The organism is Streptomyces sp. NPDC006476, assembly GCF_040612015.1.
Taxonomy (GTDB): domain Bacteria; phylum Actinomycetota; class Actinomycetes; order Streptomycetales; family Streptomycetaceae; genus Streptomyces; species Streptomyces griseorubiginosus_B.
This window is the reverse complement of sequence record NZ_JBEXPK010000032.1, coordinates 36584-62092: the sequence shown is the minus strand read 5'-3', so window position 1 is coordinate 62092 and position 25509 is coordinate 36584. Positions and strand designations below refer to the sequence as shown.

Sequence of the window (25509 nt, the reverse complement as noted above, 5' to 3'; positions counted from 1 at the left end):
CAACATCGACAACTCAACATCGGCGGCTCAACAGCCGCACCGGCACAGCCACAACTGAACAGCTCCATCAGCACAGTCACAACTGAACAGCACAGCTACGGATGAGAGATCAGAGATCAACTGCCGTCGAGGGTCAGGAGGTTCAGAACATGTCCGGGCACCAAGGGCGCCTGGACGTACGCAGCAGGGCGTCGGCCGACCGGCCGGCGCCCGCTCGTTCTTCCTGGACCCGCCCGAGCGACACCAGCCGTACCGCCGACTGGTCGCCGAGCCACAGCGCCGCCAACTCAGAGACGTCCAGGGAGAGTTCCGCGCTCTGCCGCGTCGGCGTACAGGACGCGCCCTGCGGTGACGCCTCCAGCCGGTAGCGGCCGCCCGCATGACCGGCGCGGTCGGTGATCTCCAGCACCAGCGAGCCCGTACCCTCGTACGTCCGCGCCTCCATGGCCCGTACGACGTCCAGGATCCGCACCCACAGCCAGTCCGCCTGCGAGACGACGCGGGCGGCCCTCGGGTCGGGGAGCAGGTCGGTGAGCAGGTCGTCCGGGGCGCGCTGGCCGGTCTTCACCTGCGTCACCCAGTCGATCGAGCAGAGGTGGTACCACAGGGCCCGCTCGGCGGCCGGGGTGGTCGCGATCATGCCCCGTACGGTCGCCGTGTCCAGCGGCTGCCCCGCGTCGCCCCACTTGTCGTCCACCTCGTAGGCGACCAGGCCCTCCAGCGTGCCGTCCGGCGCCCGGTACGCGGCGAAGAACGGCTCGGTCCACTTCGGGTCGACACGGACGGCGCCGGTGTTGAGCTGCCACCACCAGTCGCCGCGGCTGACGGCGCCCGGGGTGACGCGGCGGAAGCGGTCGTGGAGTTCGGGGCCGATCTTCCGTACGTCGTCGCCGTCCACGAGGTCGACGCGGGCGCCGTCGGCCGGGCCGGACCAGCGGGGGTCGAGGCCGGTGCGGGGGACGTCGACGATCCACTCGGTGGAGGTGGTGGCGGGGCCGAAGCCGTAGCGGCCGTAGATCCGGTATTCCGCGGCGATGAGCGTCGCCACGACGTCGCCCCGCTCCTTGGCGGTCGCGAGGTCCTGGGTCATCATGCGGGTGAGCAGTCCGCGGCGGCGGTGGGTGGCGGTGACGGTGACGCCGGAGACCGCGTTGGCCTGCACGGACGCGCCGCCGACCGCGGTGACCTCCTGGGCGAAGGACCGGAACGTCGCGACGCAGCGGTCCCCGTCGAAGGCCCCGAGATAGCGACCGGCCTCGAACTGCCCGCGCCGGGCCTCGAGCTCGGCCTCCGACGGGGTCGGCGGACGCAGGAAACCGGTGTTCACCGCCCGTATCCACTCGGGGAACTCCCCTTCGGTGACCGGACGGACGTCGATGTCAGCGGCTCGGCTCATGGGATCACGGTAGGCGGACGGTGGGGAGGGTGTCGCGGGGATTTCACGGTGCGCGCGAGCGCCAGGGGGCATGAGGCGCCAGCGCCCCATGCGCACCAGCCGTGCTCAGAACACCGCTCGGATCTCCCCCACCTCCCGCCCCCCTCCCAGCACCGGTACGGCTCCGATCCGCTCCGCCACCGCCCCGTCCACCCCCATCAGCCCCAACGCCCGCCCCAGCACCGGCCGCAGAGCCCTGGGCGCTCCGTCCTCGATCTTGAAGGCCAGGGCTCGGCCGTCGGGGAGGGCGAGCGCCTGGACCGCCTCCGCGCCCATCTTCGACAGGGCGCCCGGGAGATCGCGCATCAGCCAGGTGTCGTGGCGGTGGGTGCCGGCGACGTACTCGGGGTGGGCGCGCATGGCGTCCGCGACGCGGCGTTCCGGGGTGGTGGGCGGGGACAGGACGAAGGTGCGGTAGGCGCGGGCCAGGCCGGTCAGGCTGAGCGAGAGGAGGGGGGCGCCGCAGCCGTCCGTGGCGGTGGCCGTGACCCGTTCGCCCGACGCCTCTTCCACGACGCCGTGGATGAGTTGCTGGAGGGGGTGGGAGGGGTCGAGGTACGTCTTCAGGGGCCAGCCGCGGTGGAGCGACGCGGCCAGCATCGCCGTGTGCTTGCCGGAGCAGTTCATGGCGATCCGGGAGCGTACGGCGCCGGAGGCCAGGTAGGTCTCCCGCTCCTCCCCGTCCAGGGGAAGGTCGGGCGGGCACTGCAAGTCCGCTTCGGTCAGGCCGTGTTCGCGCAGCATCGCGGCGACCAGCTCGCGGTGGAACGGCTCGCCCGAGTGACTGGCCGCCGCCAGCGCCAGCCGCTCCCCCGACAGCTCCAGGCCCGCGCGCAGGACGCCCGCCGCCTGCATCGGCTTGTTGGAGGAGCGGGGGAAGACTGGGGACGTCACATCGCCCAGCGCGAGGTCCACCGTCCCGTCCGCCGCCAGGAGCACGAGGCTGCCGCGGTGCCTGCCCTCGACGAATCCGGAGCGTACGACCTCGGCGAGAACGGGCGGTGCGACAGGCGGAAGGGGCGGTATGACAGGCGGAGCGGCGGCAGGCACGACGGGCTCGGACATCGGCACTGGCCCTCCGGAGTCGTCACAGGAGCAGGTCGTCGACCTGCGCTTCCCCCTCACGGTACCGGCGCGTGATCTCCGCGCTGCAGTCGTCCGTGGTCCGCTGCAGCCGCTGCCGGCGCCGGGAGACCTGCTGCTCGTACCGCACGAGTCGGCCCATCGCGGTGTTCAACTCCAGGTCCGTGCGCGCCGCCAGGTCGGACAGCTCGACCTCGGCGAGCATGTCGGCGGCGAGACGGCGGTACTCCTCGTTGTGCGGTGTGCCCAGCGTGACATGGCGGGCCGAGGAGCGGTGCCGGGCCGGGGCGTCGGTCAGGATCTCCGGGAGCCGGTCGACCACGGACGCCGCGCCCGCCGGTGACCTGCGCGCCAGTTCCGCGCGCAGGATGTCGATACGGCCCTGCAGCAGCCGCCGTACGTAACTGAGATCGGCCTCGTCGCGCTGGGCGTCCCGGCGCAGGGTGCGCAGCTCCGCCAGGCTCAGCACGGCCAGGTCGTGCTCGGGCGGGTCGACGGACCGCTGCGGACCGCCCGTGCCGCCCGCCGCACCGCCCCGGTCGCACGGGCTGTCGGTGCGTTGTGCGGGCGGACGGGCCACCGTCCGTTCTCCCGCGCACGAGACGGGCTGCTGCCCGGTGCTCGGTGTGCTCATGTGCCTCAACCGTCCCCTCGACCGGCGTGTGGGAAGCATCGTGCCACCCCAAGTGGCCGCTATGTGACCGAGTGCCCCCGAACAGCCCCAGATGGCCGGTTAAGCATCAGAAACAAACCCGCGCACGGTCCGCTCCGGACCGCCCGGCATGATGGTCGTATGCGAGCTGTGGTGCAGAGGGTGGACGGCGCGAGCGTCGTCGTGGACGGCGAGACGGTCGGGGAGATCACCGGCGAGGGGCTGTGCGTCCTGGTCGGGGTCACGCACGAGGACACCAAGGAGAAGGCGGCCCAACTGGCCCGCAAACTCTGGTCGATCCGCATGCTCCAGGACGAGAGGTCGTGCAGCGACGTCGACGCCCCGCTGCTCGTCGTCAGCCAGTTCACCCTGTACGGCGACGCCAGGAAGGGCCGCCGCCCCACCTGGAACGCCGCCGCCCCCGGCGATGTCGCCGAGCCCCTCGTCGACGAGGTCGTCGCCCAGCTGCGCTCGCTGGGCGCGACGGTGGCCACGGGCCGCTTCGGGGCACGTATGCGGGTGTCCCTGACGAACGACGGCCCGTTCACCGTGCTGGTGGAGATCTAGTACCGGTGGAGATCTAGTACCGGTGGAGATCTAGTACCGGTGGCAATCCAGGACTCGACTCCGCCGGGGCCCTACGGCTCGACGACCGTCTCCTGTGCCGCCGCCGTCTCCCCCGCCACCAGCCGGGCGTCCACCGGGACGTTCCGCTTCACCAGGGCCAGGGCGACCGGGCCCAGCTCGTGGTGGCGTACGGACGTCGTGATGAAGCCGATCTTGCGGCCGTCGGCGTCCTCGTCGGCGAGCCGGATCTCGGTGCCCGGGGTGGGCAGATGGACCTCGCTGCCGTCCAGGTGCAGGAAGACCAGGCGGCGCGGGGGCTTGCCCAGGTTCTGGACCCGGGCGACCGTCTCCTGGCCGCGGTAGCAGCCCTTCTGGAGGTGGACCGCGGTGCCGATCCAGCCCAGTTCGTGCGGGATGGTGCGGTGGTCGGTCTCGAAGCCGAGGCGGGGCCGGTGCTGTTCGACGCGGAAGGCCTCGAGGGCGAGGATCCCGACGGGCGGACCGGCCTTCTCGGCGAAGGACTCCAGGTCCGCGCGCGGCAGGAACAGGTCACGGCCGTACGGCGTCTCGCGTACGACGACCCCCTCGGGGACCTCCGCGATCGAACCGGCCGGCAGGTGGACGACCGCGAACTCGTCCGTCCGGTCGGCGACGTCGACCTTGTAGAAGAACTTCATCGACTCCAGGTACGCGATCAGCGCGTCCTGGGTGCCGGGTTCCACATGGGCCCAGACCGTCGAACCGTCGTCGACCAGGTAGAGCGCGTGCTCGATGTGGCCGTGGGCGGACAGGACGAGGGCTTCGGTGGCCTGGCCGGTCGGCAGCTCGCTCACGTGCTGGGTGAGGAGCAGGTGCAGCCAGCTCAGCCGGTCCTCGCCGGTGACGGTGATCACGCCGCGGTGCGAGAGGTCGACGAAGCCGGTGCCGTCGGCGAGGGCGCGCTGCTCACGGAACAGGTCGCCGTAGTGGGCGGCTACGCCTTCGTCCGGGCCCTCGGCGGGGACGGCGCCGGGCAGGGACAGCAGGGGGCTCTTCATGGGACAAGCCTACGACTCGGTAGTTGAACCCTGCAGGGAACAGTTCCGGCACCGGCCGAAGATCGCGAAGTGCTTCATGTCCGTCTCGAAGCCGAATTCCCGGCGCAGCTTCGCGGTGAACTCCGCGGCCACCGAGACGTCCGCCTCGATCACGTTCTCGCAGTCCCGGCAGACCAGGTGGATGTGGTGGTGGCGGTCGGCGAGGTGGTACGTGGGCGCGCCGTGCCCGAGATGGGCGTGGCTGACCAGCCCGAGCTCCTCCAGGAGCTCCAGGGTCCGGTACACGGTGGAAATGTTGACCCCCGACGCCGTCTTCTTCACTTCCGTGAGGATGGCGTCGGGGGTCGCGTGCTCCAGGGTGTCCACTGCTTCGAGGACAAGCTGGCGCTGCGGCGTCAGCCGGTAGCCGCGCTGCCTGAGGTCGCTCTTCCAGTCGGTGCTCACCACACCGACGAGTCTAGGCCTACTTGAAGAACGCGATCCCGTCGTCCGGCAGGTCGTCCGGGAGGGCCTTGGCCCAGCGCTCGACGTCCTCGGGGGTGACGACCTTCTTCAGGTGGGCCGACATGTACGGGCGCAGCTCGACGTCCGGGGTCTGCTTCTCGCCGACCCACATCAGGTCGCTCTTGACGTAGCCGTACAGGCGCTTGCCGCCGCTGTAGGGGCGGGAGGCGGCCGTGCGGGCCACCGCGTCGGTGACCAGGTCGATCTGCGGCTTCTGGGCGGCGAGCTCGCCGTACCAGATCTCGATGACGCCGTCGTCGCGGGTCATCGTCACCTCGACCTTGCGCTCGGCGTCGACGCGCCAGAAGCCGGACTCCGACTCCAGCGGGCGGACCTTGTTCCCGTCGTTGTCCAGGACCCAGGTGTGGGACCGGTACTCCAGGAAGTCGCGGCCGTCGTGGGTGAAGCTGACCTCCTGCCCGAAGTTGCACTTCTCGTCGCCGGGGAAGTCGTGGACGCCCGCGCCCGCCCAGTCGCCGAGCAGGAAGGCGAGGGGGACGAGGTCCTTGTGGAGGTCGGACGGGATCTCGATCATGAGGTGGGGTTCCTAGACGGGGGTCAGCGCTGGCCCTGGTACAGCTTCTTCACGGTCAGGTAGGCGAAGCCCAGGACGCCGACGCAGACCAGGACCAGCAGGGCTTCGAAGAATGCCTCAAGCACGGGGTGCTCCTTGTTGAGCGGGTTGAGCGGGGTGAGTACACAAGAGCCGGGCCCCAGCTTAGTCGGCCGGGGCCCGGCCCTCTTGGCCAGGTCCGCTCCTGCGCGCTCAGCCGAGCAGCTGGCCCTGCAAGGTGACCGTCTGCTGGAACGGGACGGCCTTCGCGGTGCCCTTCCTGGACTGCACGATCATCGCGACGGTGTCGCCGGCCGTGAGGAACGCCTGCCTGACCTGTTCGGCGCCGTACGGCTTCTTCTCGACGTACGCGAGCAGCGAGATGTTCGTGACCTTGGCCGCGTCCGGGAAGTCCGCGTCCTCCTCATAGCTGTCGGCGCCACCCACCGGGCGGGTGGGCGCCGCGTATCCGCCCAGGTTCTTCGCGACCAGGTCGTCGGCGACGGTCGCCGTGTCGAACTGGAGCAGGTAGATCCGGGTGCGGGAGCCGTCCGGGGTGGTCCAGCCGCGCGCGGCGATGTGCCGCAGGCCGTCGTCGGTCAGCTTCTGCGCGAGTTCGTCCCGGTCGTCCTTGGACGAGAACTCGGCCAGGAAGCCCTTGGTGGCCAGCCATCCGTCCGTCCCGTCGAGCGCCTTGTCGTCGACGGCGCCCTTCGGCGCGGGCAACACGAGCGCACGCAGGTCCGCGAAGTGGGACTCCGCCTTGTTCTCCTCGGCGAACGGTCCCGGACTGCCCGCAGGCAGCGGCGGCCTGCTGAGCGTGGGGTAGTCCCACCGTCCGTCCGACGCGGTCCCGAGTCCGGGCACGTCCGACCGCTTCATCCCGGCGATCCCGTACGCCGTCCCGGCCCCGACCACCGCGAAGACGACCACGGCGGCGGTCCAGCGGAGCGCGGCGCGGAGCACTCGTCGTTCCTTCCCCGCGGAGGCGGCCCCGGGATCTTGGTGGGCGGTGGGTGGGAGGAGCGGGGGCTCCGGGGTCACGGGGACGAGCCTCGGTGCCGTGTTCTCCTCCTGCTGCCGGCCGGTCATACCGCCTCCCCCGGGTCCTTGATGCGGTCGAGTTGTTCCTGGAGCAGGCGGCCGATGGCGTACGACTGCATCGGCTTCGCGGACTGCGCCGTGAGGGTGACCAGGACTTCCCCCTGGTAGGCGGAGCAGTAGATCCTGTCGAGTTCCTCGCCGGCCTCCTTCGGCGAGAGGAAGCACCGGGCGTCCTTGTAACCGTTGATCGACGGGCCGGGCCGGAAGACTCCCAGACCTTCCAGGAATTGGTTCTGGAAGCGGGACGCGCGCCGTACCGCCGACCTGTCCTCGATCTGGGCCAGCACGATGCTCACCGCCGACGCCTTGTCCGTGTTTACGGACGCCTGCTCGTCGGTGCTGACGTAGCTGCGCATGGCCAAGCCCTTGGTGTGCTGCTTGTCGATGGCCTTCTCCAGCGGCTCGCGCTCCTTGCGCGGCAGCCCCCTCAACGACTCCTTGCGCAGTTCCGCCGCCTGCGGCCCGGTGAAGGCCGCGTCATGGCCGTACTCCCCGATGTCGGGCCCCTGGCTCCAGCCGTCCGGGCCGTACGGCACGAGCGCCGCGGCGAGCCCGGTGGCCTTGGCCGTGCCCCCTGCCCTCTCCGCCGACGCCTTCGGGAAGTTCCACACGGCATCGCCCGCGTCCCGGTCCGCGCCGTTCACGGTCACGACGGTGTACCCGATCCCGCCGACCACGGCCAGGCCGAGCAGCACGGTTGCCGCGATCGCGGCGATACGGCGCCCGCGTACCGGCTTCCCGACGACTGCGAGGGCCGACTCCTGTGAGCCGTCGACGAGTTCGGGGACGAGGACGTCCGTCTCCGGCTCCGTGCGCGGCTCCGTGCCCGGCTCCGGTTCCCCGCGCTCGGTGTGGTTCTCGGTGCTCACAACCGCTCCATCTGCCGCGTGGCCAGGTCCATGATCTTCTTCTTCGGGACGGGCTTGGCGGAGGAGACCCAGACCTGCATCTCGATGTCACCGCGCCAGGCATGCGCCTCGCCGTTGTAGACGTCCGTGTAACCGGCCTTGCGGTCCGGCGAGTTGTGGACGTACGCCATCCCGTCACCCGTGCCCGGGATGGGCCAGCTGTCGGTGTGGGGCTTCTTCCCGGCCCAGTAGTAGGCGTCGCCCGCGTCGTCGGCGGCAACGAGTTCATCGTCCTGGCGGAACTGCACCAGCCGGATCTCGACGAACAGCGAGCTGCCCTCCCGCCAGTTGACGACGGCGGCCCGGCGGAACTCGCCGGCGACGAGGTCGCCGAAGGCACCGGCCGGCTTGTCGTACGTCTCCGCGTACCCGGCCAGGTCCAGCCACCCGTCCGCACCGATGGCGTAGCCCGCGTCCCGCGCCTCGACCGGCTTCTTCAGCAGCAGCTTGCGCAGGTCGCCGTCCGTCCTGATCCTGCGGTCCTGGGCGGCGGACAGCGGCTCGGGACCGTCGCCCTTCGCCTGGGGGAGCGCGGCCTGCGAGAGCGAGGGCAGCGCGTCGGGGGCGCGGTCCGCCTGGACGAGGTAACCCGTGCAGGTACCGGCGACGACACCGAGCACGGCGGCGACGGCGATCAGGACCGTGGTACGGCCACGGCGGCGAGGCACCCCGGGGCCGGACACGGACACGGACACGGACACGGCTGCGGAAACTTCTTCTGGTTCTTGCGGTACCTGCAAGACATCCCCCACCGAAAAACATGACGTGCGCATTCCATATGTGCGCGCACAGAAGACCGATGGCCGGCGCAGTGAGTTGCAGGGAAGTTGATTACGATTCGGCCATGGCGAAGAAGCTCGTGATCAAGGTGACGGCGGGGGCCGACGCGCCCGAGCGGTGCTCGCAGGCGTTCACGGTGGCGGCGGTGGCCGTGGCCAGCGGTGTCGACGTCTCGCTGTGGCTGACCGGGGAGTCCGCGTGGTTCGCGCTGCCGGGGCGGGCCGCCGAGTTCGAGCTGCCGCACGCCGCCCCGCTGCCCGACCTCCTCGACTCGGTCCTCGCCGCGGGCCGTGTCACCCTGTGCACCCAGTGCGCGGCCCGCCGGGACATCACCGAGAACGACGTCCTGGAGGGGGTACGGATCGCGGGCGCCCAGGTCTTCGTACAGGAGGCACTGGGGGACGAGACGCAGGCGCTGGTGTACTGACCGACCGGAACCACAGGCACCGGCTACGAGCGGGGGCGCTTCTTGCCGTCGAGTTCGTCCCACCACTCGTCGGACTTGGGGTCGCCGGAGGGGTCGTCCCACCAGCGGTCCTCGGGGCCCCGCCGGTTGGCGACCATGGCGGCGACCGGGGGGATGACCATCGCAACGACGCACATGGCGACGGCCGCCGGGATCGACCAGATGCGTACGACTCCCCAGGCCAGGACGAACAGCGTGAGGCAGGTGCCCATCATGGCGAAATACACGTGACGGCGTCGGGCCAGCATGCTTCCAGGGTAGGGCCACGGCACCGGTCGGACACGGGACGTCGAGGCGGGCAAGGACCGGATCACCGCAGGACCAGATCACCACGCGCCCAGCGCCGAAGGCCGCCGGACGGAGTCCGGCGCAGCGCTCCGAAGCCTGCGCAGCAGTGCGAGGCGCGCATCAAGCAGGGGCCACGTGACGGCGTCGGGCCAGCATGCTTCCAGGGTAGGGCCGGGCATGCCGAAGGGCCGCCGTCCGGGTGGGTGCCCGGGGTGCGGCCCTTGGCTTGCGGGGTGTCGGTCAGACGGCGATCGCGACCTCGGCGAGGCCGCCCTGCTGCGCGACGACCGTGCGGTCGGCGGTGCCGCCGGGGACCAGGGCACGGACGGTCCAGGTGCCCTCGGCCGCGTAGAAGCGGAACTGGCCGGTCGCGGAGGTCGGGACCTCCGCGGTGAACTCGCCGGTCGAGTCCAGCAGGCGGACGTAGCCCACCACCGGCTCGCCGTCGCGGGTCACCTGGCCCTGGATCGTCGTCTCACCGGGCTTGATCGTCGAGGCGTCCGGGCCGCCGGCCTTCGCTCCACACATGTCTTTCTCCAAGAGGGGTCTGACCGGAGGAAGGCCGGTCGGGGAACTGCGGGTCTGTTCGCTTGTCGCGGTGGGCTGGACTTACTTGCCGGAGCCGAGCTCGATCGGGACGCCGACGAGGCTGCCGTACTCGGTCCAGGAGCCGTCGTAGTTCTTGACGTTCTCCACGCCGAGCAGCTCGTGCAGGACGAACCAGGTCAGCGCGGAGCGCTCACCGATGCGGCAGTAGGCGATGGTGTCCTTGGCGAGGTCCACGTTCTCCTCGGCGTAGAGCTCCTTGAGCTCGTCGTCCGACTTGAAGGTGCCGTCGTCGTTGGCGTTCTTCGACCACGGGATGTTCTTCGCGGACGGGACGTGACCCGGACGCTGGGACTGCTCCTGCGGCAGGTGGGCCGGGGCGAGCAGCTTGCCGGAGAACTCGTCGGGCGAGCGCACGTCGACCAGGTTGTGCGAACCGATCGCGGCGACGACGTCGTCACGGAAGGCGCGGATCGCGGTGTTCTGCGGCTTGGCCTTGTAGTCGGTCGCCGGGCGCTCCGGGACGTCCTCGACCAGCTCGCGGGCGTCCAGCTCCCACTTCTTGCGGCCGCCGTCGAGAAGCTTGACGTTCTCGTGGCCGTAGAGCTTGAAGTACCAGTAGGCGTAGGACGCGAACCAGTTGTTGTTTCCGCCGTAGAGGATCACCAGCGTGTCGTTGGCGATGCCCTTCGCCGACAGGAGCTTCTCGAAGCCCTCCTGGTCGATGAAGTCGCGGCGGACCGGGTCCTGCAGGTCCTTGGTCCAGTCGATGCGGATCGCGTTCTTGATGTGGTTCTTCTCGTAGGCGGACGTGTCCTCGTCCACCTCCACGATCGCGATGTTCGGGTCGTCGAGGTTGGCCTCGACCCAGTCGGCGTCGACCAGGACGTCACTGCGGCTCATGCTCTTTCTCCTCCGGGGCAGTTGCGGCGGGGCATACGAGTCTGCGGGGTGCACACGCCCGTACGGGGGCGACGCACCGGTGCCCTGAGCAGGGCGGGGGGATGCGGAGGTCTGCGCCTTCCGCTCAGAAGGGGCGACAGAGCATGGCGGCGACGCGGCACAGGTCTACTGCCCGCCGCTTCGTGAGATCCGCCTGTCGCTTCATAATGGTCGATCGTAGGGACGGACAGGCGGGCGTGTCACCGGTGTGTCGTATCGTGAGATGCGATCGTCCGGGATGTGGGATGCGATCAGCCTCCAGGCCGTCGTGGCGCGGCTCGCGGCCGGATGTATCGGTCACCACAGCTGCCGTACGGACCCCGCGTCTCGCCCTTCGGACACTCCCCGTCCATCGCCGAACGGTCCGGTCCTACCCCGCGAGCTTGACGTTCGAACCCTTCACCGTGATCTCCACACCGTTCTTCGCGGCCTGCACACCGTCCACCTTCACACCGCCCGGCAGCCGGTCGATGGTCTGCTGGAAGTCGGTGATCGAGCGGATCCGGGCATCGGCGAGGTCGACGACCAGCTTGGGCAGGTTGTCGGCGTGCACCTTGACCGTGTCGCCGTCGACGGTGACGGTGCTGAGCACGGGGTACGTCTGCGAGGCGCCGGCGACGGTGACCTTGACGTCGACCTTGATCTTGCCGCTGCCGCCGTCGGAGAGGCCCACGACCTGGGCGTTGACGCCGGGGATGATCTGCGTCGGCTGGGACTTGGCGGCCTTCAGCAGCTCGTCGTAGGCGATGGTGGCGGTGCCGGTCGCGGTGGACGCGGTCGCTGAGCTGTAGTCGCCGGTGAAGGTGACGCCCTTCATGTCGGCCTGGAGGTCGTCGATGCGGATGCTCTTCGGGGCGCCGGCGGTGGTGTCGCCCGTGTCGGCCTCGTAGTCCTTGATGCCGATGCGTACGTCGTCCAGCTTGCCGGCGGCGACCTGGGTGAGGAACGGGAAGCCCTTGATGGAGATATCCGGGGTGGAGGCGAGGCTCTCGGTCGCCTTCACCTTGTCGGCGGCCTCGTTCTCGGCGAAGTGCACCGCGACGCGGTCGGCGATCACGAAGAGGCCGCCCAGGATCACGACGACGATCAGAAGTATTCGCAGGGCGCGCATTCCGTACTTCCCCCACCCGGCCGACAACGTTGGTCTACGACGGACTAGTGACCGCCGTTTCGGAGCGTAACCCTGCGGGGCTTGGGCCAGGGGGATTGTTGATCACCTGTGACAGGGGCGGGCGGTGTTGTCTGCGCCGTCCACTGGGGGCTGCCGCCCCCGGACCCCCGCGTCGGCCCTGAACGGGCCACGACTACCCCAGCGCTCGGCCCAGTACGTACACCGCCGGGGCCGCTGCCGTCAGGGGCAGGGCCACTCCCGCTGTGAAGTGGACGAATTTCGACGGGTAGTCGTAGCTCGCGACGCGGTGGCCGATGAGGGCGCAGAGGGACGCGGCGGCGCCCAGGAGGGCGCCCTTCGTACCGAAGCCCGTCATGCCGCCGACCGCGATGCCCGCCCCCGCCGCCGCGAGCAGCGCGACCACCAGCGAGGCCGGGGTGGGCAGCGGGAGGGCGCGGGCCAGGAGCGCCACCGCCACCGCCGCCGCGCCCACGGACACCGCGTCCGTGTCGGCCGCGAGGTAACCGGCCGCGAGGATCGACAGCGCCGCCGAGGCGACCGTCGCCATCAGGCCGTACATCCGCTCGTCCGGGTCCGCGTGCGAGCGCAGTTGCAGGACCAGGGAGAGCAGGACCCAGACGCCGAGCGTGCCGAGGATGGCCGCCGGTCCGTGCTCGCGGCCCGCCGCCAGCAGGGCGACGTCGGCCACCAGCGCGCCCAGGAAGGCCAGCGCGATGCCCTGGCGGGCGGGCCACATGCCGTTCAGGCGGAACCAGCCCGCCGCGGTGACCGCCTGGAGGACGACGAGCGGGAGGAGAAGGGCGTACGAGCCCACGGCCGCCGTACTCGAGAGGAGCAGCCCGAGCAGTGCCGTGAGCGCGGCCGGCTGCATCCCGGGCTCGATGATCGGGGAACGCCCCTCCAGGCGGGCTCGCTGGGCATCGGTGATGCGTGCGTTGCCGGAGAGGGTCGCGGGGCCGTAACCGGGGTCGGCGGCGGGGGCGCCTGCCGACTGGCCGGGGGCGTGCGCCGCGGCGCCCGTCGTCTGCGCGGGGCCGTGAGTCGCGGGCGCGCCGGCCATCTGTGCGGCGGCCTGCGCCTGGTACCCGCCGGGATCAGCCTGAGCAGCGCCGGGGTAGCCGACGGACGCGGCATGGCCGCCCTGCGCCGCGTAACCCTCGTAGCCCTGCCCCTCGTGCGCCTGCTGATGCCACTGCTGAGGCTGAGGCTGGGACTGGGGTGCCTGGTGCTGCGGGTAGTGCGCCTGCTGCTGCCACTCCGGCGCCCCGTGCTGCTGCGACGGCCCACCGCGCTCCTCCGGCGGGTAGGGCGCCGTCCCCGGCGTCTGCACCGGTGCGTGGGCCTGGGTCTCCCAGGTCTGGCCCTGCCACTGCTGGGTGTGCTGCTGGGCGGCGTACGGGTCGTCGTAACCCTGGTACGGCTGCTGGGCCGGCCACTCCTCCCGCGGCTGCTGCTGGTACGGGTCGTACGGCTGGTCGGTCATCGTCACCCTCCTGCGAACGGCGGGAGCACCTCGACCGTGCCGCCGTCGGCCAGCCGTACCGTCTCATGTCCGCGGGTGCCCACGGGGTCACCGTCGACGAGGAAGGAGCATCGCTGCAGCACGCGCACCAGTTCCCCGGGGTGTCGCGCGCGCACGGCGTCGAGCGCCTCGGCGAGGGTGTCCGCGTCGTACGGCTCCTCGGCGAGCCCGGCCGCGGCCTTCGCGGCGGCCCAGTAGCGCACCGTGACCTTTGGCATCCGTTCCTCAATCAATCGGCGGTGTACAGCGTCAGGCTAGCCCGCCCGGCGCTCGGTCCAGTCCCCGATGCGGGCCAGGAGGTCGTCGGAGGCGGCGTGTTCGGCGTGGCCCATGCCGCCCTCGATCCACAGTTCGCCGTGGTCACCGGCGGCGGTCGCGAGCATGCGGGGGTGGTCGACCGGGAAGTAGCCGTCCTGGTCGCCGTGCACGATGAGGAGCGGGGTCGGCGCGATGGCCGGCACCGCCTCGACGGGGGACAGCGGGACCGGGTCCCAGTCGCGGTTGACGATCCGGGTGCGGAAGCCGTAGCGGCCCACCAGCCGGCCCTCGGGGCGGGTGACCAGCCAGTGGAGTTTGCGCATGGGGGCCGTGCCCCGGTAGTACCAGCGGGCCGGCGCGCTCACCGAGACCACCGCGTCCGTATGCGCTTTCCCACCCGCTTCCGGCCGGTACAGCGCCGCGTGCCGCAGCACCACCGAACCGCCCATGGAGAAGCCGACGGTCGCCACGCGCGCGTGCCCGAGCTCCCGGGCCCAGCGCACCGCGGCCGCCAGGTCGAGCACCTCCTTGTCGCCGACGGTCGAGCGCCCGCCGGAGGCTCCGTGGCCGCGGAAGGAGAAGGAGACCACCGCCCCGTACCGCGCGAACGCCTCCACCACCCGGCGCACATGCGGCTTGTCGACGTCGCCTGTGAAGCCGTGGGCCATCACGAACGCGAGATCAACGGCAGATGGCGCGGAGACGTCGTATACGGCGGCCGGCGGATCGTATACGGAATCGATCGTCACGCCGTCGTCGGTGGTCAGAAACGTCCGGATAGGGGTGTGTCTGCTCGTCTCGGTATGCGGACGAACGATGGAACGCGCCACATGACCTGCCGGAGTGATGCTCATGTGGGCTATTCTGCTGGGCAGAGGACTCGGGCAGCGACGCCCCCGGGTCCTTTTGTGCTTTCGGAAGCGTTGTATACGAAGCGGGAAACTCCAGGTGACCGCTGGTGTACGGGGCCTTCGGGATCGCAGAGCAGGTGACGTACCGCACACGTCCTCGCAGGGACCGAGGAGGAACCAGACGTATGAGTTCTCTGCTGCTCCTGACCAACGCCCTCCAGCCGTCGACGGAGGTGCTTCCGGCCCTTGGCCTGCTGTTGCACAACGTCCGCGTGGCACCGGCGGAAGGCCCCGCTCTCGTCGACACCCCCGGTGCCGACGTCATCCTCATCGACGGACGCCGTGACCTCCCGCAGGTCCGCAGCCTGTGCCAGCTGCTGCGCTCGACCGGCCCCGGCTGTCCGCTCATCCTGGTCGTCACCGAGGGCGGTCTCGCCGCCGTCACCGCCGACTGGGGCATCGACGACGTCCTGCTCGACACCGCCGGCCCGGCGGAGGTCGAGGCCCGGCTGCGGCTGGCCATGGGACGCCAGCAGATCGTCAACGACGACTCCCCGATGGAGATCCGCAACGGTGATCTGTCGGTGGACGAGGCGACCTACAGCGCCAAGCTGAAGGGGCGGGTCCTCGACCTCACCTTCAAGGAGTTCGAGCTCCTGAAGTACCTCGCCCAGCACCCGGGCCGCGTCTTCACGCGCGCGCAGCTGCTGCAGGAGGTCTGGGGCTACGACTACTTCGGCGGCACCCGGACGGTCGACGTGCACGTACGGCGACTGCGGGCCAAGCTCGGCCCCGAGCACGAGTCGCTGATCGGGACCGTCCGCAACGTCGGTTATCGATTCGTTACTCCCGAGAAGGGCGACCGGGTCTCCGACGAGGCCAAGGCCAAGGCAGAACGGGCAAAGGTGGAGGATGCGGACGAGCCGGCGGCGCTTGGCGCGGCCGAGGTGTCGGCGGACGCATAGCGGGCGCCCGGGCTGGGCATTGCTTCCGCACACGAGGTGTGTGCGGAAGCTCTCGTACGCCCTGCCCGCAGCGGGTATATCCGCGTAGACTCCGCGCGTGGCCAAGGTGACTCGGGATGATGTGGCGCGACTGGCGGGGACTTCGACCGCCGTCGTCAGCTATGTCATCAACAACGGACCCCGGCCGGTCGCCCCGGCCACGCGCGAGCGTGTCCTCGCCGCGATCAAGGAGCTGGGGTACCGCCCCGACCGCGTCGCCCAGGCGATGGCGTCCCGGCGCACGGATCTCATAGGTCTGATCATCCCGGACGCCCGCCAGCCCTTCTTCGGGGAGATGGCGCACGCGGTCGAGCAGGCCGCCTCCGAGCGCGGAAAGATGGTGCTCGTCGGCAACACCGACTACGTGGCCGAGCGCGAGGTCCACTATCTGCGGGCTTTCCTCGGGATGCGGGTCTCCGGGCTCATCCTGGTCAGCCACGCCCTCAACGACCTGGCCGCCGCCGAGATAGAGGCCTGGGACGCCCGGGTCGTGCTGCTGCACGAGCGGCCCGAGGCCATCGACGACGTCGCCGTCGTCACCGACGACCTCGGCGGAGCCCACCTCGCTGTGCGGCATCTGCTGGAACACGGGTACGAGTACGTCGCCTGTATGGGCGGTACCGCCGAGACACCCGCCGTCGGCGACCCCGTCTCCGACCACGTCGAGGGCTGGCGGCGCGCCATGGAGGAGGCCGGGAAGCCGACCGAGGGGCGGCTGTTCGAGGCGCCGTACAACCGCTACGACGCCTACCGGATAGCGCTGGAACTCCTCGCCGGGCCCCAGCGGCCGCCCGCGATCTTCTGCTCCACCGACGACCAGGCCATCGGCACCCTGCGGGCCGCGCGCGAGCTGCGCATCGACGTGCCGGGCGAGCTGGCCGTGGCCGGCTTCGACGACATCAAGGAGGCGGCGCTCGCCGACCCGCCGCTGACGACGGTCGCCTCCGACCGCAGCGCGATGGCGCGGGCCGCGGTGGACCTCGTACTCGACGACGGGCTGCGGGTGGCCGGGTCCCGGCGGGAGCGGCTGAAGACCTTCCCCTCGCGCCTGGTGGCCCGGAAATCCTGTGGGTGCGAGTGATCCGCGCCGTATGAGAAGCGGCTGAGAGAACTCTCCCAGCTGCGAGTACGGCCTTTATATCGGGCATACGAGGTTCTGTCGGGCTTCTCAGCGGGCACTCAGGAAGCTCTCATGGTCACGGGCCAAGCTTTTTGACATGACCGAGAGCTTCCGCCGCGACGGCGAGTACGAGCAGTACGAGAACCCTTACCAGGGCGCCCAGCAGCACTCCTCCTCCCCCGTGAACCCGGAGTGGCCGCCCCCGCCGGCGCACCGGCCCGCACAGCCGCCGCAGGCGGAGCCGGTCACCGTCCAGCCGGGCACCACCGTCTGGCCGGGTCAGCCCCAGTCCATGGCCGGCGGAGAGGGTGGCGGGAACGGGGGCGGTACGGCGGTGCTGCCCACCGTTCCCGCCGAGCCCGCCCCCGGCACCACGCCGGCCGCCAGGAAGCGCCCCCGGGGGCCCATCGCCCTGCTGGCCGCCGTGGCGATCGTCGCCGCGGCCATAGGCGGCGGCACCGCGTACGGCATACAGGAGCTGACCGGCAGCGACACCGCCGCCAGCAGCTCCACCACCACCAGCGTGGTCCCCTCCAGCAAGCAGGGCGACGTCGCCTCCATCGCCGCGGCCGTCAGCCCGAGCGTGGTCGAGGTCGGTGCGACGCTGAGCGACGGCACCTCCACCGGATCCGGTGTGATCATCACCAGTGACGGCGAGATCGTCACCAACAACCACGTCATCTCCGGCGCGCAGTCGATCAAGGTGACGGCCAGCGACGGGAAGTCGTACACCGCGAAGGTCGTCGGCACCGACAGCAAGAAGGACCTCGCGCTGATCAAGCTGGAGGGCGCCTCCGGCCTGCATCCGGCCACCCTCGGCAACTCCTCCGGCGTCCAGGTCGGTGACACGGTCGTGGCGATCGGCTCCCCCGAGGGCCTCAGCGGCACCGTCACCAGCGGCATCGTCTCCGCGCTCAACCGTGACGTGACCGTCTCCACCGACGAGAACCAGCAGCAGGGCCAGGGCGGCGACGGCCGGTGGCCGTTCTCCTTCGGCGGCCAGCAGTTCAACGGCGACACCGGCTCCTCCACCACGACCTACAAGGCGATCCAGACCGACGCCTCCCTCAACCCCGGCAACTCCGGCGGCGCGCTGATCAACGCCAGCGGCGCCATCATCGGTATCAACTCCGCGATGTACTCCGCCAGTTCATCGTCCTCCGGCTCCTCGGACGCCGGCAGCATCGGCCTCGGCTTCGCCATCCCGATCAACACCGTCAAGGCCGACCTGGCGCATCTGCGGGCCGGCGGCTCCAACTGACCCCTCACCTCTCCAGCAGGGAGTACGTCATGATCCAGCAGGTTTCCCACACCGTGGCCGGCACCGACCCGGCCGGTATCGCCCTGGCCCTCGAAGTGGCGTACGAACTGCACGCACCGACCACGCGGGCACCGGAAGTCGCCGTGGCACCCCAGCTGATGGGGCTGCACACCACCGCGGCCCGTGCGCACCGCCGCAAGGTGCCGCTGAACCGGATCGCGGCGATGAGCGCCTGATCGCGCACCGCGCCGCACTCCTACGCGCCCGAAGGGAAACATGCGAGGCTGAAGGCGTCCAGCACCCTCAGCGTCCTTGTCGTCCCACCGCACCCGAGGAACCCGAAGCCCATGAGCCCCGCCGATGGCGACCGTGACCCCCAGCGCATCCTGATCGTCGACGACGAGCCGGCCGTGCGCGAAGCGCTCCAGCGCAGCCTCGCCTTCGAGGGCTACGACACGGAGGTCGCCGTGGACGGCGCGGACGCCCTGGACAAGGCCACCGCCTACCGTCCCGACCTGGTCGTCCTCGACATCCAGATGCCGCGCATGGACGGTCTGACCGCGGCCCGGCGGATCCGCGGCGCGGGCGACACGACGCCGATCCTCATGCTCACCGCACGCGACACGGTCGGCGACCGGGTCACCGGGCTCGACGCGGGCGCCGACGACTACCTGGTCAAGCCGTTCGAACTCGACGAACTCTTCGCCCGCGTCCGCGCGCTGCTGCGGCGCAGCTCCTACGCCGCGGCCAGTGCCGCCGCCCAGGAGGACGAGGCGCTGACCTTCGCCGACCTGCGGATGGATCTGGCGACGCGGGAGGTGACGCGGGGCGGGCGGCCGGTGGAGCTGACCCGCACCGAGTTCACCCTCCTGGAGATGTTCATGGCCCACCCGAGGCAGGTGCTGACCCGCGAGCAGATCCTGAAGGCGGTCTGGGGCTTCGACTTCGAGCCGTCGTCCAACTCGCTGGACGTGTACGTCATGTATCTGCGCCGCAAGACCGAGGCGGGCGGCGAGCCGCGCCTCGTGCACACGGTGCGCGGCGTCGGCTACGTGCTCCGACAGGGCGGCGCGGAGTGAGAAGGGTTCTCCGCCGCTTCCAGACCCTGCCGATCCGCTCCCGCCTGGCGATGCTGGTCGCGGCGGCGGTGGCGTTCGCGGTGGCGGCGGTCTCGGTGACGTGCTGGTTCCTGGTGCAGGGGAAGCTGTACGAGCAGGTCAACAATGATCTGCGTCGGGGCATGCGAGCCCCCGAGCAGATGATCAACGACGCCATCAACAACTGTTCCGGGACACCGCAGAACAGCAACAACAGCCCCTTCCGGAACAACTACCTCCAGGTAGTGCGTGAGGACGGCACCGTCTGCGTCCTCGACAACTCCGTCGGCAAGGTCAAGATCAGCAAGTCCGACAAGAACGAGATCAAGAACGGCAACACCAACACGATCTACTTCCGCAACGGCACCGATGCGGAAGGCAACGCGGTACGCGTGATGCTCCAGCCCCTGACGACGACCACCGTCACCGGGGATGCCGGCCCCAACGTCGGGCTCATGGTCGCGGTCTCCCTGCGAGGCACCCAGAACACCCTCAACGACCTGGCGCTGATCCTCCTCCTCGTCTCCGGTGTCGGCGTGCTCGGGGCCGGGGCCGCCGGGCTCGCGGTGGCGCGGGCCGGGCTGCGGCCCGTCGACAAGCTGACCGAGGCCGTCGAGCACGTGGCCCGTACCGAGGACCTCGGCATCCGCATCCCCGTGGAGGACGACGCCGAGGACGAGATCGCCCGTCTGTCCCGGTCCTTCAACTCCATGACCTCCTCGCTGGCCAGCTCGCGCGAGCTGCAGCAGCAGCTCATCGCCGACGCCGGTCATGAGCTGCGCACGCCCCTGACCTCGCTCCGGACGAACATCGAACTCCTCACCCGCAGCGAGGAGACCGGCCGCCCCATCCCCCCGGCCGACCGCAAGGCCCTGCTCGCCTCCGTGAAGGCACAGATGACCGAACTGGCCTCGCTCATCGGCGACCTGCAGGAGCTGGCGCGTTCGGAGGGGCAGCGGGGCGAGCGCGTCCAGGTCGTGTCACTGCGGGACACCGTCGAGGCGGCCCTGCGCCGGGCGCGGCTGCGCGGGCCCGAGCTGACGATCACCGCCGACCTCCAGCCCTGGTACGTCCGCGCGGAGCCGTCCGCCCTGGAGCGGGCGATCGTCAACATCCTCGACAACGCGGTGAAGTTCAGCCCGGAGGGCGGCACGATCGACGTCCAGCTGGACCACGGCGTCCTCACCGTCCGCGACCACGGCCCCGGCATCCCCGCCGAGGAACTCCCGCACGTATTCGACCGCTTCTGGCGCTCCCCCAGCGCCCGCGCACTCCCCGGTTCCGGCCTCGGCCTGTCCATCGTCGCCCGCACGGTCGAGCAGGCGGGCGGCGAGGTCACGCTGACCCACGCGGACGGCGGCGGCACGGTGGCGACCGTACGCCTCCCGGGCGCCCCGACGCCTCCCCCCGAAGTGCCCTAGCCGGTCCGACTGGCTCGCGGGGGTGGCCGCCGACCCTGTCCTGACGTGCACAGTTGGTGGACGTACCATCGCCCGCAGAGGCTTCGGGGAGGGGCGGGCGATGGACGCTTTCGGGGGCGGCGCATTCGAGCGGGAGTACCGGAGACGGACAGGACTTCCGTGGCAGTACCTCGGGCTGCTGGCGGTGATGTTCCTGGCCGGCTCGCACACGGGCCCACCCGCGTGGGGCCGATGGCTGGTCGTCACGTCCGGTGGGCTCACTCTCGCGCGGGTCGGTCTGGAGCAGTTCCGGGCCCACACCCGCGTCACCGAGGCCGGGATCACCGCACAGGAGGCGCTGCGCTCGCGCACCTGGGCCTGGCATGAGGTGTACGACATCCGGGTCGAGCACAACCCGCGGGGCGAGGGCCGGTCCGCTCCCCAATGGCCGGCCTACCTCTACGACTTCGAGGGCCGTCGTTTCCTGCTTCCGCATCTGGACGACCGGCAGGTGGACGACCCTTACGCCGAGGTCTCCGCGCTGTGCCTGGCCGCCGCCCCGCACCGCAGCCTCAGTTGGGAACGGCAGCCGCGGGTCGAGGACCTGATCCGGCACCGGGCCGCCCGGCGCAAGGGGTGGAGCTGGGGGTTCAACGGCGCGCTGCTCGTACTGCTCGCGATGTTCGTGTTCACCGTCTGGCAGGCCGGCACGGGCAGGCCGGAGCACGACTTCCTGGAGCTGGTGTGTGTACCGCTGACGGCCCTGGTCACGCTCGGCGCCCTGTTCTCCTGGTACTGGACCCACCGCACTCCGCCCGCTACCACCTGAGGATCATCGTCTCGTCCGCCGCCGGCGGTACGTCCGCCACCGCGTCCGGCAGCGGCTCGGCGAGCGCCGCGTAGGTGCCGCCCCGGGCGAGGAGTTCGGCGTGGGTGCCGGTCTCCACCAGGCGTCCTCGGTCGACCACCAGGATCCGGTCCGCGTCGGGGGCGAGGCTCAGATCGTGGGTGATCATGATGGTCGTGCGGCCCGCCATCAGCTTGCGCAACGGCTGGACGACCTGGCGGGCGGCCACCGCGTCCAGGCCCGCCGTCGGCTCGTCCAGGACGAGGACCGGGGCGGCGCGCAGCATGGCGCGGGCGATGGCGATGCGCTGGAGCTGACCGCCGGACAGGGCTGCGGTGCCGGGCGCGATGGGGGTGTCGTAGCCGTCGGGGAGCGCGGTGATGAAGTTGTGGGCCGCCGCTTCCCGCGCCGCCCGTTCGATCTCATGCTCGCTCGCGCCGGGGCGTCCGCAGGCGATGTTCTCGCGGATCGTGCCGTTGAGGATGAGGGTCTCCTGGGGGAGCAACGCCACGTTCTCGCGCAGAAACTGCAGACTCATGTCGGTCAGCGGGACGCCGTCCAGGGTGATCACGCCCTGTGCGGGGTCGTAGAAGCGGGTGAGCAGCTTGGAGAGGGTGGACTTGCCCGCGCCGCTGGAGCCGGTGACGATCACCAGCTCGCCGGGACCGGCCCCGAAGCTCACGTCGCGCAGGGAGGCGCGGCGGGACCCGGGGTAGCGGAAGGAGACGTCGTGGAAGCCGACCCAGCCGCGCACGGGCCAGGCGGCGACCGGTTCGGCGGGGTCGGTGACCGCGGGTTCGGTGTCCAGGATCTCGTTCAGCCGCTCGGCGCCCGCGGTGGCCGCGGTGAGGGTGAGGCCGAGCCGGCCGAGGCTGCGGACCGGCGGATAGAGGTAGCCGATGAACGCGGCGAAGGCGAGGAGCTGACCGAGGGTCATCCGGCCGGCGGAGATCTCCCAGACGCCGAGGCCGATCACCACGAGGACGCACAGGGTCTCGACGACCTCGACGAACTGCTCGTACAGCTCGCTCAGCCGGGCGCCCCGGACACTGGCGTTCATCCAGGCGCGTGCCTCCCTCTCGAGCCGTTTCTCCTCGTCGGCACGGCGGTTGTAGGCCTGGGTGAGCATGATGTTGCCCAGTGACTCCTCGACGACAGAGGTGATGGCGCCGTCGGCGACCCGCTCGTCCTGCGAGGCCGTCCTGATGCGGCCGGAGAAGCGGCGGGCGGCGAGCAGGAAGAGGGGCGCGAGGACGAAGGTGGCGAGGGCCAGGTCCCAGCGCAGATACAGGGCCGCGGAGGCGTAGAAGACGGCGGAGAAGGCGGCGGCGACGGTGCCGACGACTCCTGAGACGACCATCTGCTCGATGGCCTCGACATCACCGGTGAGGCGTTCCACCAGGTCGCCCTGGCGGTGCCGTTGGAAGAAGTGCGGGGGCAGGTCCTGGACGTGCCGGAAGACCTTGGCCCGTAGCCGCAGGACGAATCTCTCGGCGGTCCAGGTGGCCAGCGAGTTGCCGAGGTAGCCGACGAGCGCGCCGAGCGCGGCCACGCCCAGCCAGGCGCCGGCCGGTCCCCAGAAGGCGGAGAGCGATCCGGCCTTCAGGGCGTTGTCGGTGAGCTGAGCGAACAGCAGGATCGAGGCGGTCTCGGCGAGCGCGGAGAGCACCACGCAGGCGATGATCACCACCAGCCATCTGCGATCGCCGCGGGTCAGCGGCCAGAACGTGCGGAAGGCCTGACGGACTTCTCTCATCGTCGACTCCCTTGCTCGCTTGCGGACATGGCCGAGGCGGGGCCCCGGCGCGAGACTCGCTCGCGGGCCGGGGCCCCGCCTCCTGGTATGTCTCAGCCCTTGTGCTCGATCGGGCGGCGCTTCGGAGCGTGCTTCTTCGGCGCCGGCTTCTTGGCCACGGGCTTCGGAGCCGGGGCGGGCTTGCGGGTCTTCCTGACGGGGGCGATCTTGTGGAAGCTCATGGGGGTGTCCCTTTCCGTGGAATTCTCTGTCACCGGTCTGCAACAGTTCTTCTGCCGATCTGCTGCAATTACTTTTGATTTACATGTGTGTCGTTCGCGCTGTTCGCTTTCGACACGGAAAACATTACTGGATTCCGGAGCCACGAAAAGCCAATTCCACTGAGAGCTTCCTGAGTCATTTCTGTGGGTGATTCTTATGCAGTTTTCGGAACTGAACCGGTGCTTACACAGAATTTAAAAGGGCCCGGTGCCGATGGCACCGGGCCCCATGAGGGGGTAATCCTCTGTCACTGCACGATCGAGATCCGGTTCGCCACCGGCGGCGCGATCGGGTTCGCCGGCGAGGAGTTCGCCGTCAGGTACTTCTCCAGGGCCGCCAGGTCGTCCGTGCCGACCAGGTCGTTCGTGCCCTGGCCCAGCGTGGTGAAGCCGTCGCCGCCGCCCGCGAGGAAGCTGTTGGTGGCGATCCGGTAGGTGGCGGCCGGGTCGACGGCGGCGCCGTTGAGCCTGATGGAGTCCGTGACGACACGGTCGGCGCCGGTCTTCGTCAGGTCGAGGGTGTACGCCAGGTTCGCCGAGGGCTGCAGGATCTTCGGGGCGGCGGTGTTCGTGCCGCTCACCTGCTCCTTGAGCACCTGGATCAGCTGCGCCCCCGTGAAGTCCTGCAGGTTCACCGTGTTGGAGAACGGCTGCACCGTGAAGCCCTCGGCGTAGGTCACCACGCCGTCGCCCTCACTGCCCTTCGCCGCGTAGGTCAGCCCGGCGCGCACCCCGCCCGGGTTCATCAGCGCGAGGTCGGTCCCCGGGTCCAGCTCCCTGCCGTACGCGAGTTGCGCGTCCGCGATCAGGTCGCCCATCGGCGACTCCGTCCCCGTGTTCGGCACGTCGGCGGAGATGTAGCCGATCGCGCGGTTGCCGATGGGGGCGGCCAGCGTGTTCCACTTGGCGATCAGCTCGGTCATGTCCGGCGCCTTGGGCACGGTCCGGGTGACCACGTGGTTCGCCGACTTCACCGACGTACGGGCGATGTCCCCGGTGAAGCGGTCGTACGTCAGCGTGGTGTCCGTGTAGAGGCGGCCGAAGGACGCGGCCGAGGTGACCATGCGGGGCTTGCCCGAGGGGTCCGGGATCGTGCAGACGTACGCGTTGTGGGTGTGCCCGGTGACCAGGGCGTCCACCGCCGGCGTGATGTTCTTGGCGATGTCGACGATCGGGCCGGAGATGCCGCTGCCCGCGCCCGCGGAGTCGCAGTCGTAGTTGTACGCCCCCGAGGCCGGGAAGCCGCCCTCGTGGATGAGGGCGACGATCGACTTCACGCCCTGCGCCTGCAGCACGCGGGCGTACTTGTTGATCGTCTCGACCTCGTCCTTGAACTTCAGCCCCTTGACGCCGTCGGCGGAGACGATCCCCGGGGTGCCCTCCAGGGTCACCCCGATGAAGCCGATCTTGACGTCCTTCTTCTTCCACACCCAGTAGGGCTTGAGGATCGGCTTGTTCGTCTTCTCGTCGAGGACGTTGGCGGCGAGGTAGGGGAAGTCCGCGCCCGTGAACCGCTGGTCCGTGTAGCAGCCGTCGGTGGGGTGGCAGCCGCCGTTCTGCAGCCGGGCCAGTTCCCTGGCGCCCTCGTCGAACTCGTGGTTGCCGACCGAAGTGACGTCCAGGTCGAGCTTGTTGAGCGCCTCGATGGTGGGCTCGTCGTGGAAGAGGCCCGAGATCAGCGGGGAGGCGCCGACCATGTCGCCGCCGGCGGCCGTGACGGAGTACGGGTGGCCCTTGCGGGCCTCGCGCAGATGGGTCGCGAGGTACTCGACACCGCCCGCGTCGATGGTCTTCGTCGTGCCGTCCGCCTGGAGTTCGCTCACCCGGCCCGAAGAGCCGGACGGCGGCTCCAGGTTGCCGTGCAGGTCGTTGAAGGACAGCAGTTGGACGTCCTGGTAGCGGCTCGGCAGATGGCCGTGGCCCTTGGACTCGTGCGCCTCGGCCGGCAGCGCGGCGGCGAGGGCGCCCGCGGTGGCGAGAGCGGCGGCCGCGGCCAGCAGACGGTATGTGCGTCTGCGGCCCCGGTACGGCTGGGAAGTGGCTGGCATGCGCCCCCCTGTGGGTCTGCTGAGGATGGCCCGTCCGGCGCAGCCTAGGGTCAACGCGCGTAGCGCGACAGGGGGCTCTTGGTTACAT

At 70.5% G+C, this 25509-nt stretch carries 28 protein-coding genes; 9 read left to right on the top strand and 19 right to left on the bottom strand.

Going from position 1 to position 25509, the window contains the following annotated elements; genetic code table 11:
* Nucleotides 1–142 precede the first annotated feature (142 nt).
* From ABZZ74_RS31450 to ABZZ74_RS31440, 3 genes are all read right to left on the bottom strand, one after another.
* Nucleotides 143–1396: a GNAT family N-acetyltransferase gene (locus ABZZ74_RS31450; protein ID WP_356770680.1), complete on the bottom strand. Its 1254-nt coding sequence runs from the start codon at nucleotides 1394–1396 to the stop codon at nucleotides 143–145.
* 105 nt (nucleotides 1397–1501) lie between these two features.
* A complete protein-coding gene (locus tag ABZZ74_RS31445) occupies nucleotides 1502–2500 on the bottom strand; it encodes an asparaginase (RefSeq protein WP_356770678.1) in 999 nt (332 codons plus the stop codon).
* Nucleotides 2501–2522: 22 nt separating this feature from the next.
* The gene (locus ABZZ74_RS31440) at nucleotides 2523–3152 is read right to left on the bottom strand and encodes an aerial mycelium formation protein (protein ID WP_356770676.1); all 630 of its coding nucleotides are present in this window, start codon (nucleotides 3150–3152) and stop codon (nucleotides 2523–2525) included.
* A gap of 159 nt (nucleotides 3153–3311) precedes the next feature.
* Here ABZZ74_RS31440 and dtd point away from each other — a divergent pair, with 159 nt between their 5' ends.
* Nucleotides 3312–3737, top strand: a complete 426-nt coding sequence (gene dtd, locus ABZZ74_RS31435; RefSeq protein WP_356770674.1) for a D-aminoacyl-tRNA deacylase — start codon at nucleotides 3312–3314, stop codon at nucleotides 3735–3737.
* Between the two features lie 71 nt (nucleotides 3738–3808).
* Here the strand turns inward: dtd and ABZZ74_RS31430 are convergent, their stop codons facing one another.
* The 6 genes from ABZZ74_RS31430 to ABZZ74_RS31405 form a co-directional block, all read right to left on the bottom strand.
* Entirely contained in the window at nucleotides 3809–4774 is a 966-nt protein-coding gene (locus tag ABZZ74_RS31430; RefSeq protein WP_356770672.1) for a folate-binding protein, read from the bottom strand.
* A 9-nt stretch (nucleotides 4775–4783) separates the two neighbouring features.
* Nucleotides 4784–5221, bottom strand: coding sequence for a transcriptional repressor (locus ABZZ74_RS31425; RefSeq protein ID WP_356770670.1), 438 nt, complete (start codon nucleotides 5219–5221; stop codon nucleotides 4784–4786).
* Nucleotides 5222–5237: 16 nt separating this feature from the next.
* Complete coding sequence (locus ABZZ74_RS31420; protein WP_356770668.1) at nucleotides 5238–5813, bottom strand: FABP family protein; 576 nt, start codon at nucleotides 5811–5813, stop codon at nucleotides 5238–5240.
* 231 nt (nucleotides 5814–6044) lie between these two features.
* Nucleotides 6045–6923, bottom strand: a complete 879-nt coding sequence (locus ABZZ74_RS31415; RefSeq protein WP_356770666.1) for a hypothetical protein — start codon at nucleotides 6921–6923, stop codon at nucleotides 6045–6047.
* The gene (locus ABZZ74_RS31410) at nucleotides 6920–7804 is read right to left on the bottom strand and encodes a hypothetical protein (RefSeq protein WP_356770664.1); all 885 of its coding nucleotides are present in this window, start codon (nucleotides 7802–7804) and stop codon (nucleotides 6920–6922) included. Before ABZZ74_RS31410 ends, ABZZ74_RS31415 begins: the two co-directional genes overlap by 4 nt.
* On the bottom strand, nucleotides 7801–8544 hold the full coding sequence (locus ABZZ74_RS31405) for a hypothetical protein (RefSeq protein WP_356770662.1): 744 nt from the start codon (nucleotides 8542–8544) through the stop codon (nucleotides 7801–7803). Before ABZZ74_RS31405 ends, ABZZ74_RS31410 begins: the two co-directional genes overlap by 4 nt.
* A gap of 143 nt (nucleotides 8545–8687) precedes the next feature.
* Between ABZZ74_RS31405 and ABZZ74_RS31400 the strand changes: the two genes are divergently transcribed.
* Nucleotides 8688–9050 carry a DsrE family protein gene (locus ABZZ74_RS31400; RefSeq protein WP_356770660.1) on the top strand — a complete coding sequence of 121 codons (363 nt, stop codon included), beginning with the start codon at nucleotides 8688–8690 and terminating at the stop codon, nucleotides 9048–9050.
* Nucleotides 9051–9073: 23 nt separating this feature from the next.
* Here ABZZ74_RS31400 and ABZZ74_RS31395 read toward each other — a convergent pair whose 3' ends face one another.
* The 7 genes from ABZZ74_RS31395 to ABZZ74_RS31365 all read right to left on the bottom strand — a co-directional run bounded on the left by ABZZ74_RS31395 (nucleotide 9074) and on the right by ABZZ74_RS31365 (nucleotide 14631).
* A complete protein-coding gene (locus tag ABZZ74_RS31395; protein WP_356770658.1) occupies nucleotides 9074–9337 on the bottom strand; it encodes a DUF3099 domain-containing protein in 264 nt (87 codons plus the stop codon).
* Nucleotides 9338–9617: 280 nt separating this feature from the next.
* Nucleotides 9618–9905, bottom strand: coding sequence for a DUF1416 domain-containing protein (locus ABZZ74_RS31390; RefSeq protein ID WP_007382995.1), 288 nt, complete (start codon nucleotides 9903–9905; stop codon nucleotides 9618–9620).
* A gap of 81 nt (nucleotides 9906–9986) precedes the next feature.
* A complete protein-coding gene (locus ABZZ74_RS31385; RefSeq protein ID WP_356770656.1) occupies nucleotides 9987–10826 on the bottom strand; it encodes a sulfurtransferase in 840 nt (279 codons plus the stop codon).
* 409 nt (nucleotides 10827–11235) lie between these two features.
* A complete protein-coding gene (locus ABZZ74_RS31380; protein ID WP_356770654.1) occupies nucleotides 11236–11976 on the bottom strand; it encodes a DUF2993 domain-containing protein in 741 nt (246 codons plus the stop codon).
* Nucleotides 11977–12169: 193 nt separating this feature from the next.
* Nucleotides 12170–13480 (bottom strand): hypothetical protein, encoded by a 1311-nt coding sequence (locus ABZZ74_RS31375; RefSeq protein ID WP_356770652.1) that lies wholly within the window; start codon nucleotides 13478–13480, stop codon nucleotides 12170–12172.
* 2 nt (nucleotides 13481–13482) lie between these two features.
* The gene (locus tag ABZZ74_RS31370; RefSeq protein ID WP_133045745.1) at nucleotides 13483–13737 is read right to left on the bottom strand and encodes a MoaD/ThiS family protein; all 255 of its coding nucleotides are present in this window, start codon (nucleotides 13735–13737) and stop codon (nucleotides 13483–13485) included.
* A 36-nt stretch (nucleotides 13738–13773) separates the two neighbouring features.
* Nucleotides 13774–14631 carry an alpha/beta fold hydrolase gene (locus ABZZ74_RS31365; RefSeq protein WP_356770650.1) on the bottom strand — a complete coding sequence of 286 codons (858 nt, stop codon included), beginning with the start codon at nucleotides 14629–14631 and terminating at the stop codon, nucleotides 13774–13776.
* Nucleotides 14632–14813: 182 nt separating this feature from the next.
* On the opposite strand from ABZZ74_RS31365, the gene ABZZ74_RS31360 reads away from it, so the two are divergent.
* The 7 genes from ABZZ74_RS31360 (at nucleotide 14814) to ABZZ74_RS31330 (ending at nucleotide 21339) form a co-directional block, all read left to right on the top strand.
* Nucleotides 14814–15593 carry a response regulator transcription factor gene (locus ABZZ74_RS31360; RefSeq protein ID WP_356770648.1) on the top strand — a complete coding sequence of 260 codons (780 nt, stop codon included), beginning with the start codon at nucleotides 14814–14816 and terminating at the stop codon, nucleotides 15591–15593.
* A gap of 97 nt (nucleotides 15594–15690) precedes the next feature.
* Nucleotides 15691–16713 (top strand): LacI family DNA-binding transcriptional regulator, encoded by a 1023-nt coding sequence (locus ABZZ74_RS31355; protein ID WP_356770646.1) that lies wholly within the window; start codon nucleotides 15691–15693, stop codon nucleotides 16711–16713.
* A 136-nt stretch (nucleotides 16714–16849) separates the two neighbouring features.
* The gene (locus tag ABZZ74_RS31350; protein ID WP_356770644.1) at nucleotides 16850–18013 is read left to right on the top strand and encodes a trypsin-like peptidase domain-containing protein; all 1164 of its coding nucleotides are present in this window, start codon (nucleotides 16850–16852) and stop codon (nucleotides 18011–18013) included.
* A 29-nt stretch (nucleotides 18014–18042) separates the two neighbouring features.
* Nucleotides 18043–18249, top strand: coding sequence for a hypothetical protein (locus ABZZ74_RS31345; protein WP_356770642.1), 207 nt, complete (start codon nucleotides 18043–18045; stop codon nucleotides 18247–18249).
* A gap of 111 nt (nucleotides 18250–18360) precedes the next feature.
* The gene (locus ABZZ74_RS31340; RefSeq protein WP_356770640.1) at nucleotides 18361–19092 is read left to right on the top strand and encodes a response regulator transcription factor; all 732 of its coding nucleotides are present in this window, start codon (nucleotides 18361–18363) and stop codon (nucleotides 19090–19092) included.
* Nucleotides 19089–20531, top strand: a complete 1443-nt coding sequence (locus ABZZ74_RS31335; RefSeq protein ID WP_356770638.1) for a HAMP domain-containing sensor histidine kinase — start codon at nucleotides 19089–19091, stop codon at nucleotides 20529–20531. The genes ABZZ74_RS31340 and ABZZ74_RS31335 overlap by 4 nt, the downstream gene beginning before the upstream one ends.
* Before the next feature lie 100 nt (nucleotides 20532–20631).
* The gene (locus ABZZ74_RS31330; RefSeq protein ID WP_356770636.1) at nucleotides 20632–21339 is read left to right on the top strand and encodes a PH domain-containing protein; all 708 of its coding nucleotides are present in this window, start codon (nucleotides 20632–20634) and stop codon (nucleotides 21337–21339) included.
* On the opposite strand, the gene ABZZ74_RS31325 is transcribed toward ABZZ74_RS31330, so the two are convergent.
* From ABZZ74_RS31325 to ABZZ74_RS31315, 3 genes are all read right to left on the bottom strand, one after another.
* Nucleotides 21329–23113, bottom strand: a complete 1785-nt coding sequence (locus ABZZ74_RS31325) for an ABC transporter ATP-binding protein (RefSeq protein WP_356770634.1) — start codon at nucleotides 23111–23113, stop codon at nucleotides 21329–21331. The two genes, ABZZ74_RS31330 and ABZZ74_RS31325, sit on opposite strands and share 11 nt — an antisense overlap.
* Before the next feature lie 92 nt (nucleotides 23114–23205).
* On the bottom strand, nucleotides 23206–23334 hold the full coding sequence (locus tag ABZZ74_RS31320) for a hypothetical protein (protein ID WP_356770632.1): 129 nt from the start codon (nucleotides 23332–23334) through the stop codon (nucleotides 23206–23208).
* 287 nt (nucleotides 23335–23621) lie between these two features.
* Complete coding sequence (locus tag ABZZ74_RS31315; RefSeq protein ID WP_356770630.1) at nucleotides 23622–25421, bottom strand: bifunctional metallophosphatase/5'-nucleotidase; 1800 nt, start codon at nucleotides 25419–25421, stop codon at nucleotides 23622–23624.
* Nucleotides 25422–25509: the final 88 nt, after the last annotated feature.

Coding starts and splice junctions, on each gene's coding strand:
- ABZZ74_RS31450 (WP_356770680.1), bottom strand. CDS start 1,396: ATGAGCCGAGCCGCTGACATCGACGTCCGTCCGGTCACCGAAGGGGAG.
- ABZZ74_RS31445 (WP_356770678.1), bottom strand. CDS start 2,500: ATGTCCGAGCCCGTCGTGCCTGCCGCCGCTCCGCCTGTCATACCGCCC.
- ABZZ74_RS31440 (WP_356770676.1), bottom strand. CDS start 3,152: ATGAGCACACCGAGCACCGGGCAGCAGCCCGTCTCGTGCGCGGGAGAA.
- dtd (WP_356770674.1), top strand. CDS start 3,312: ATGCGAGCTGTGGTGCAGAGGGTGGACGGCGCGAGCGTCGTCGTGGAC.
- ABZZ74_RS31430 (WP_356770672.1), bottom strand. CDS start 4,774: ATGAAGAGCCCCCTGCTGTCCCTGCCCGGCGCCGTCCCCGCCGAGGGC.
- ABZZ74_RS31420 (WP_356770668.1), bottom strand. CDS start 5,813: ATGATCGAGATCCCGTCCGACCTCCACAAGGACCTCGTCCCCCTCGCC.
- ABZZ74_RS31415 (WP_356770666.1), bottom strand. CDS start 6,923: ATGACCGGCCGGCAGCAGGAGGAGAACACGGCACCGAGGCTCGTCCCC.
- ABZZ74_RS31400 (WP_356770660.1), top strand. CDS start 8,688: ATGGCGAAGAAGCTCGTGATCAAGGTGACGGCGGGGGCCGACGCGCCC.
- ABZZ74_RS31395 (WP_356770658.1), bottom strand. CDS start 9,337: ATGCTGGCCCGACGCCGTCACGTGTATTTCGCCATGATGGGCACCTGC.
- ABZZ74_RS31390 (WP_007382995.1), bottom strand. CDS start 9,905: ATGTGTGGAGCGAAGGCCGGCGGCCCGGACGCCTCGACGATCAAGCCC.
- ABZZ74_RS31385 (WP_356770656.1), bottom strand. CDS start 10,826: ATGAGCCGCAGTGACGTCCTGGTCGACGCCGACTGGGTCGAGGCCAAC.
- ABZZ74_RS31380 (WP_356770654.1), bottom strand. CDS start 11,976: ATGCGCGCCCTGCGAATACTTCTGATCGTCGTCGTGATCCTGGGCGGC.
- ABZZ74_RS31375 (WP_356770652.1), bottom strand. CDS start 13,480: ATGACCGACCAGCCGTACGACCCGTACCAGCAGCAGCCGCGGGAGGAG.
- ABZZ74_RS31370 (WP_133045745.1), bottom strand. CDS start 13,737: ATGCCAAAGGTCACGGTGCGCTACTGGGCCGCCGCGAAGGCCGCGGCC.
- ABZZ74_RS31365 (WP_356770650.1), bottom strand. CDS start 14,631: ATGAGCATCACTCCGGCAGGTCATGTGGCGCGTTCCATCGTTCGTCCG.
- ABZZ74_RS31360 (WP_356770648.1), top strand. CDS start 14,814: ATGAGTTCTCTGCTGCTCCTGACCAACGCCCTCCAGCCGTCGACGGAG.
- ABZZ74_RS31350 (WP_356770644.1), top strand. CDS start 16,850: ATGACCGAGAGCTTCCGCCGCGACGGCGAGTACGAGCAGTACGAGAAC.
- ABZZ74_RS31345 (WP_356770642.1), top strand. CDS start 18,043: ATGATCCAGCAGGTTTCCCACACCGTGGCCGGCACCGACCCGGCCGGT.
- ABZZ74_RS31340 (WP_356770640.1), top strand. CDS start 18,361: ATGAGCCCCGCCGATGGCGACCGTGACCCCCAGCGCATCCTGATCGTC.
- ABZZ74_RS31330 (WP_356770636.1), top strand. CDS start 20,632: ATGGACGCTTTCGGGGGCGGCGCATTCGAGCGGGAGTACCGGAGACGG.
- ABZZ74_RS31325 (WP_356770634.1), bottom strand. CDS start 23,113: ATGAGAGAAGTCCGTCAGGCCTTCCGCACGTTCTGGCCGCTGACCCGC.
- ABZZ74_RS31320 (WP_356770632.1), bottom strand. CDS start 23,334: ATGAGCTTCCACAAGATCGCCCCCGTCAGGAAGACCCGCAAGCCCGCC.
- ABZZ74_RS31315 (WP_356770630.1), bottom strand. CDS start 25,421: ATGCCAGCCACTTCCCAGCCGTACCGGGGCCGCAGACGCACATACCGT.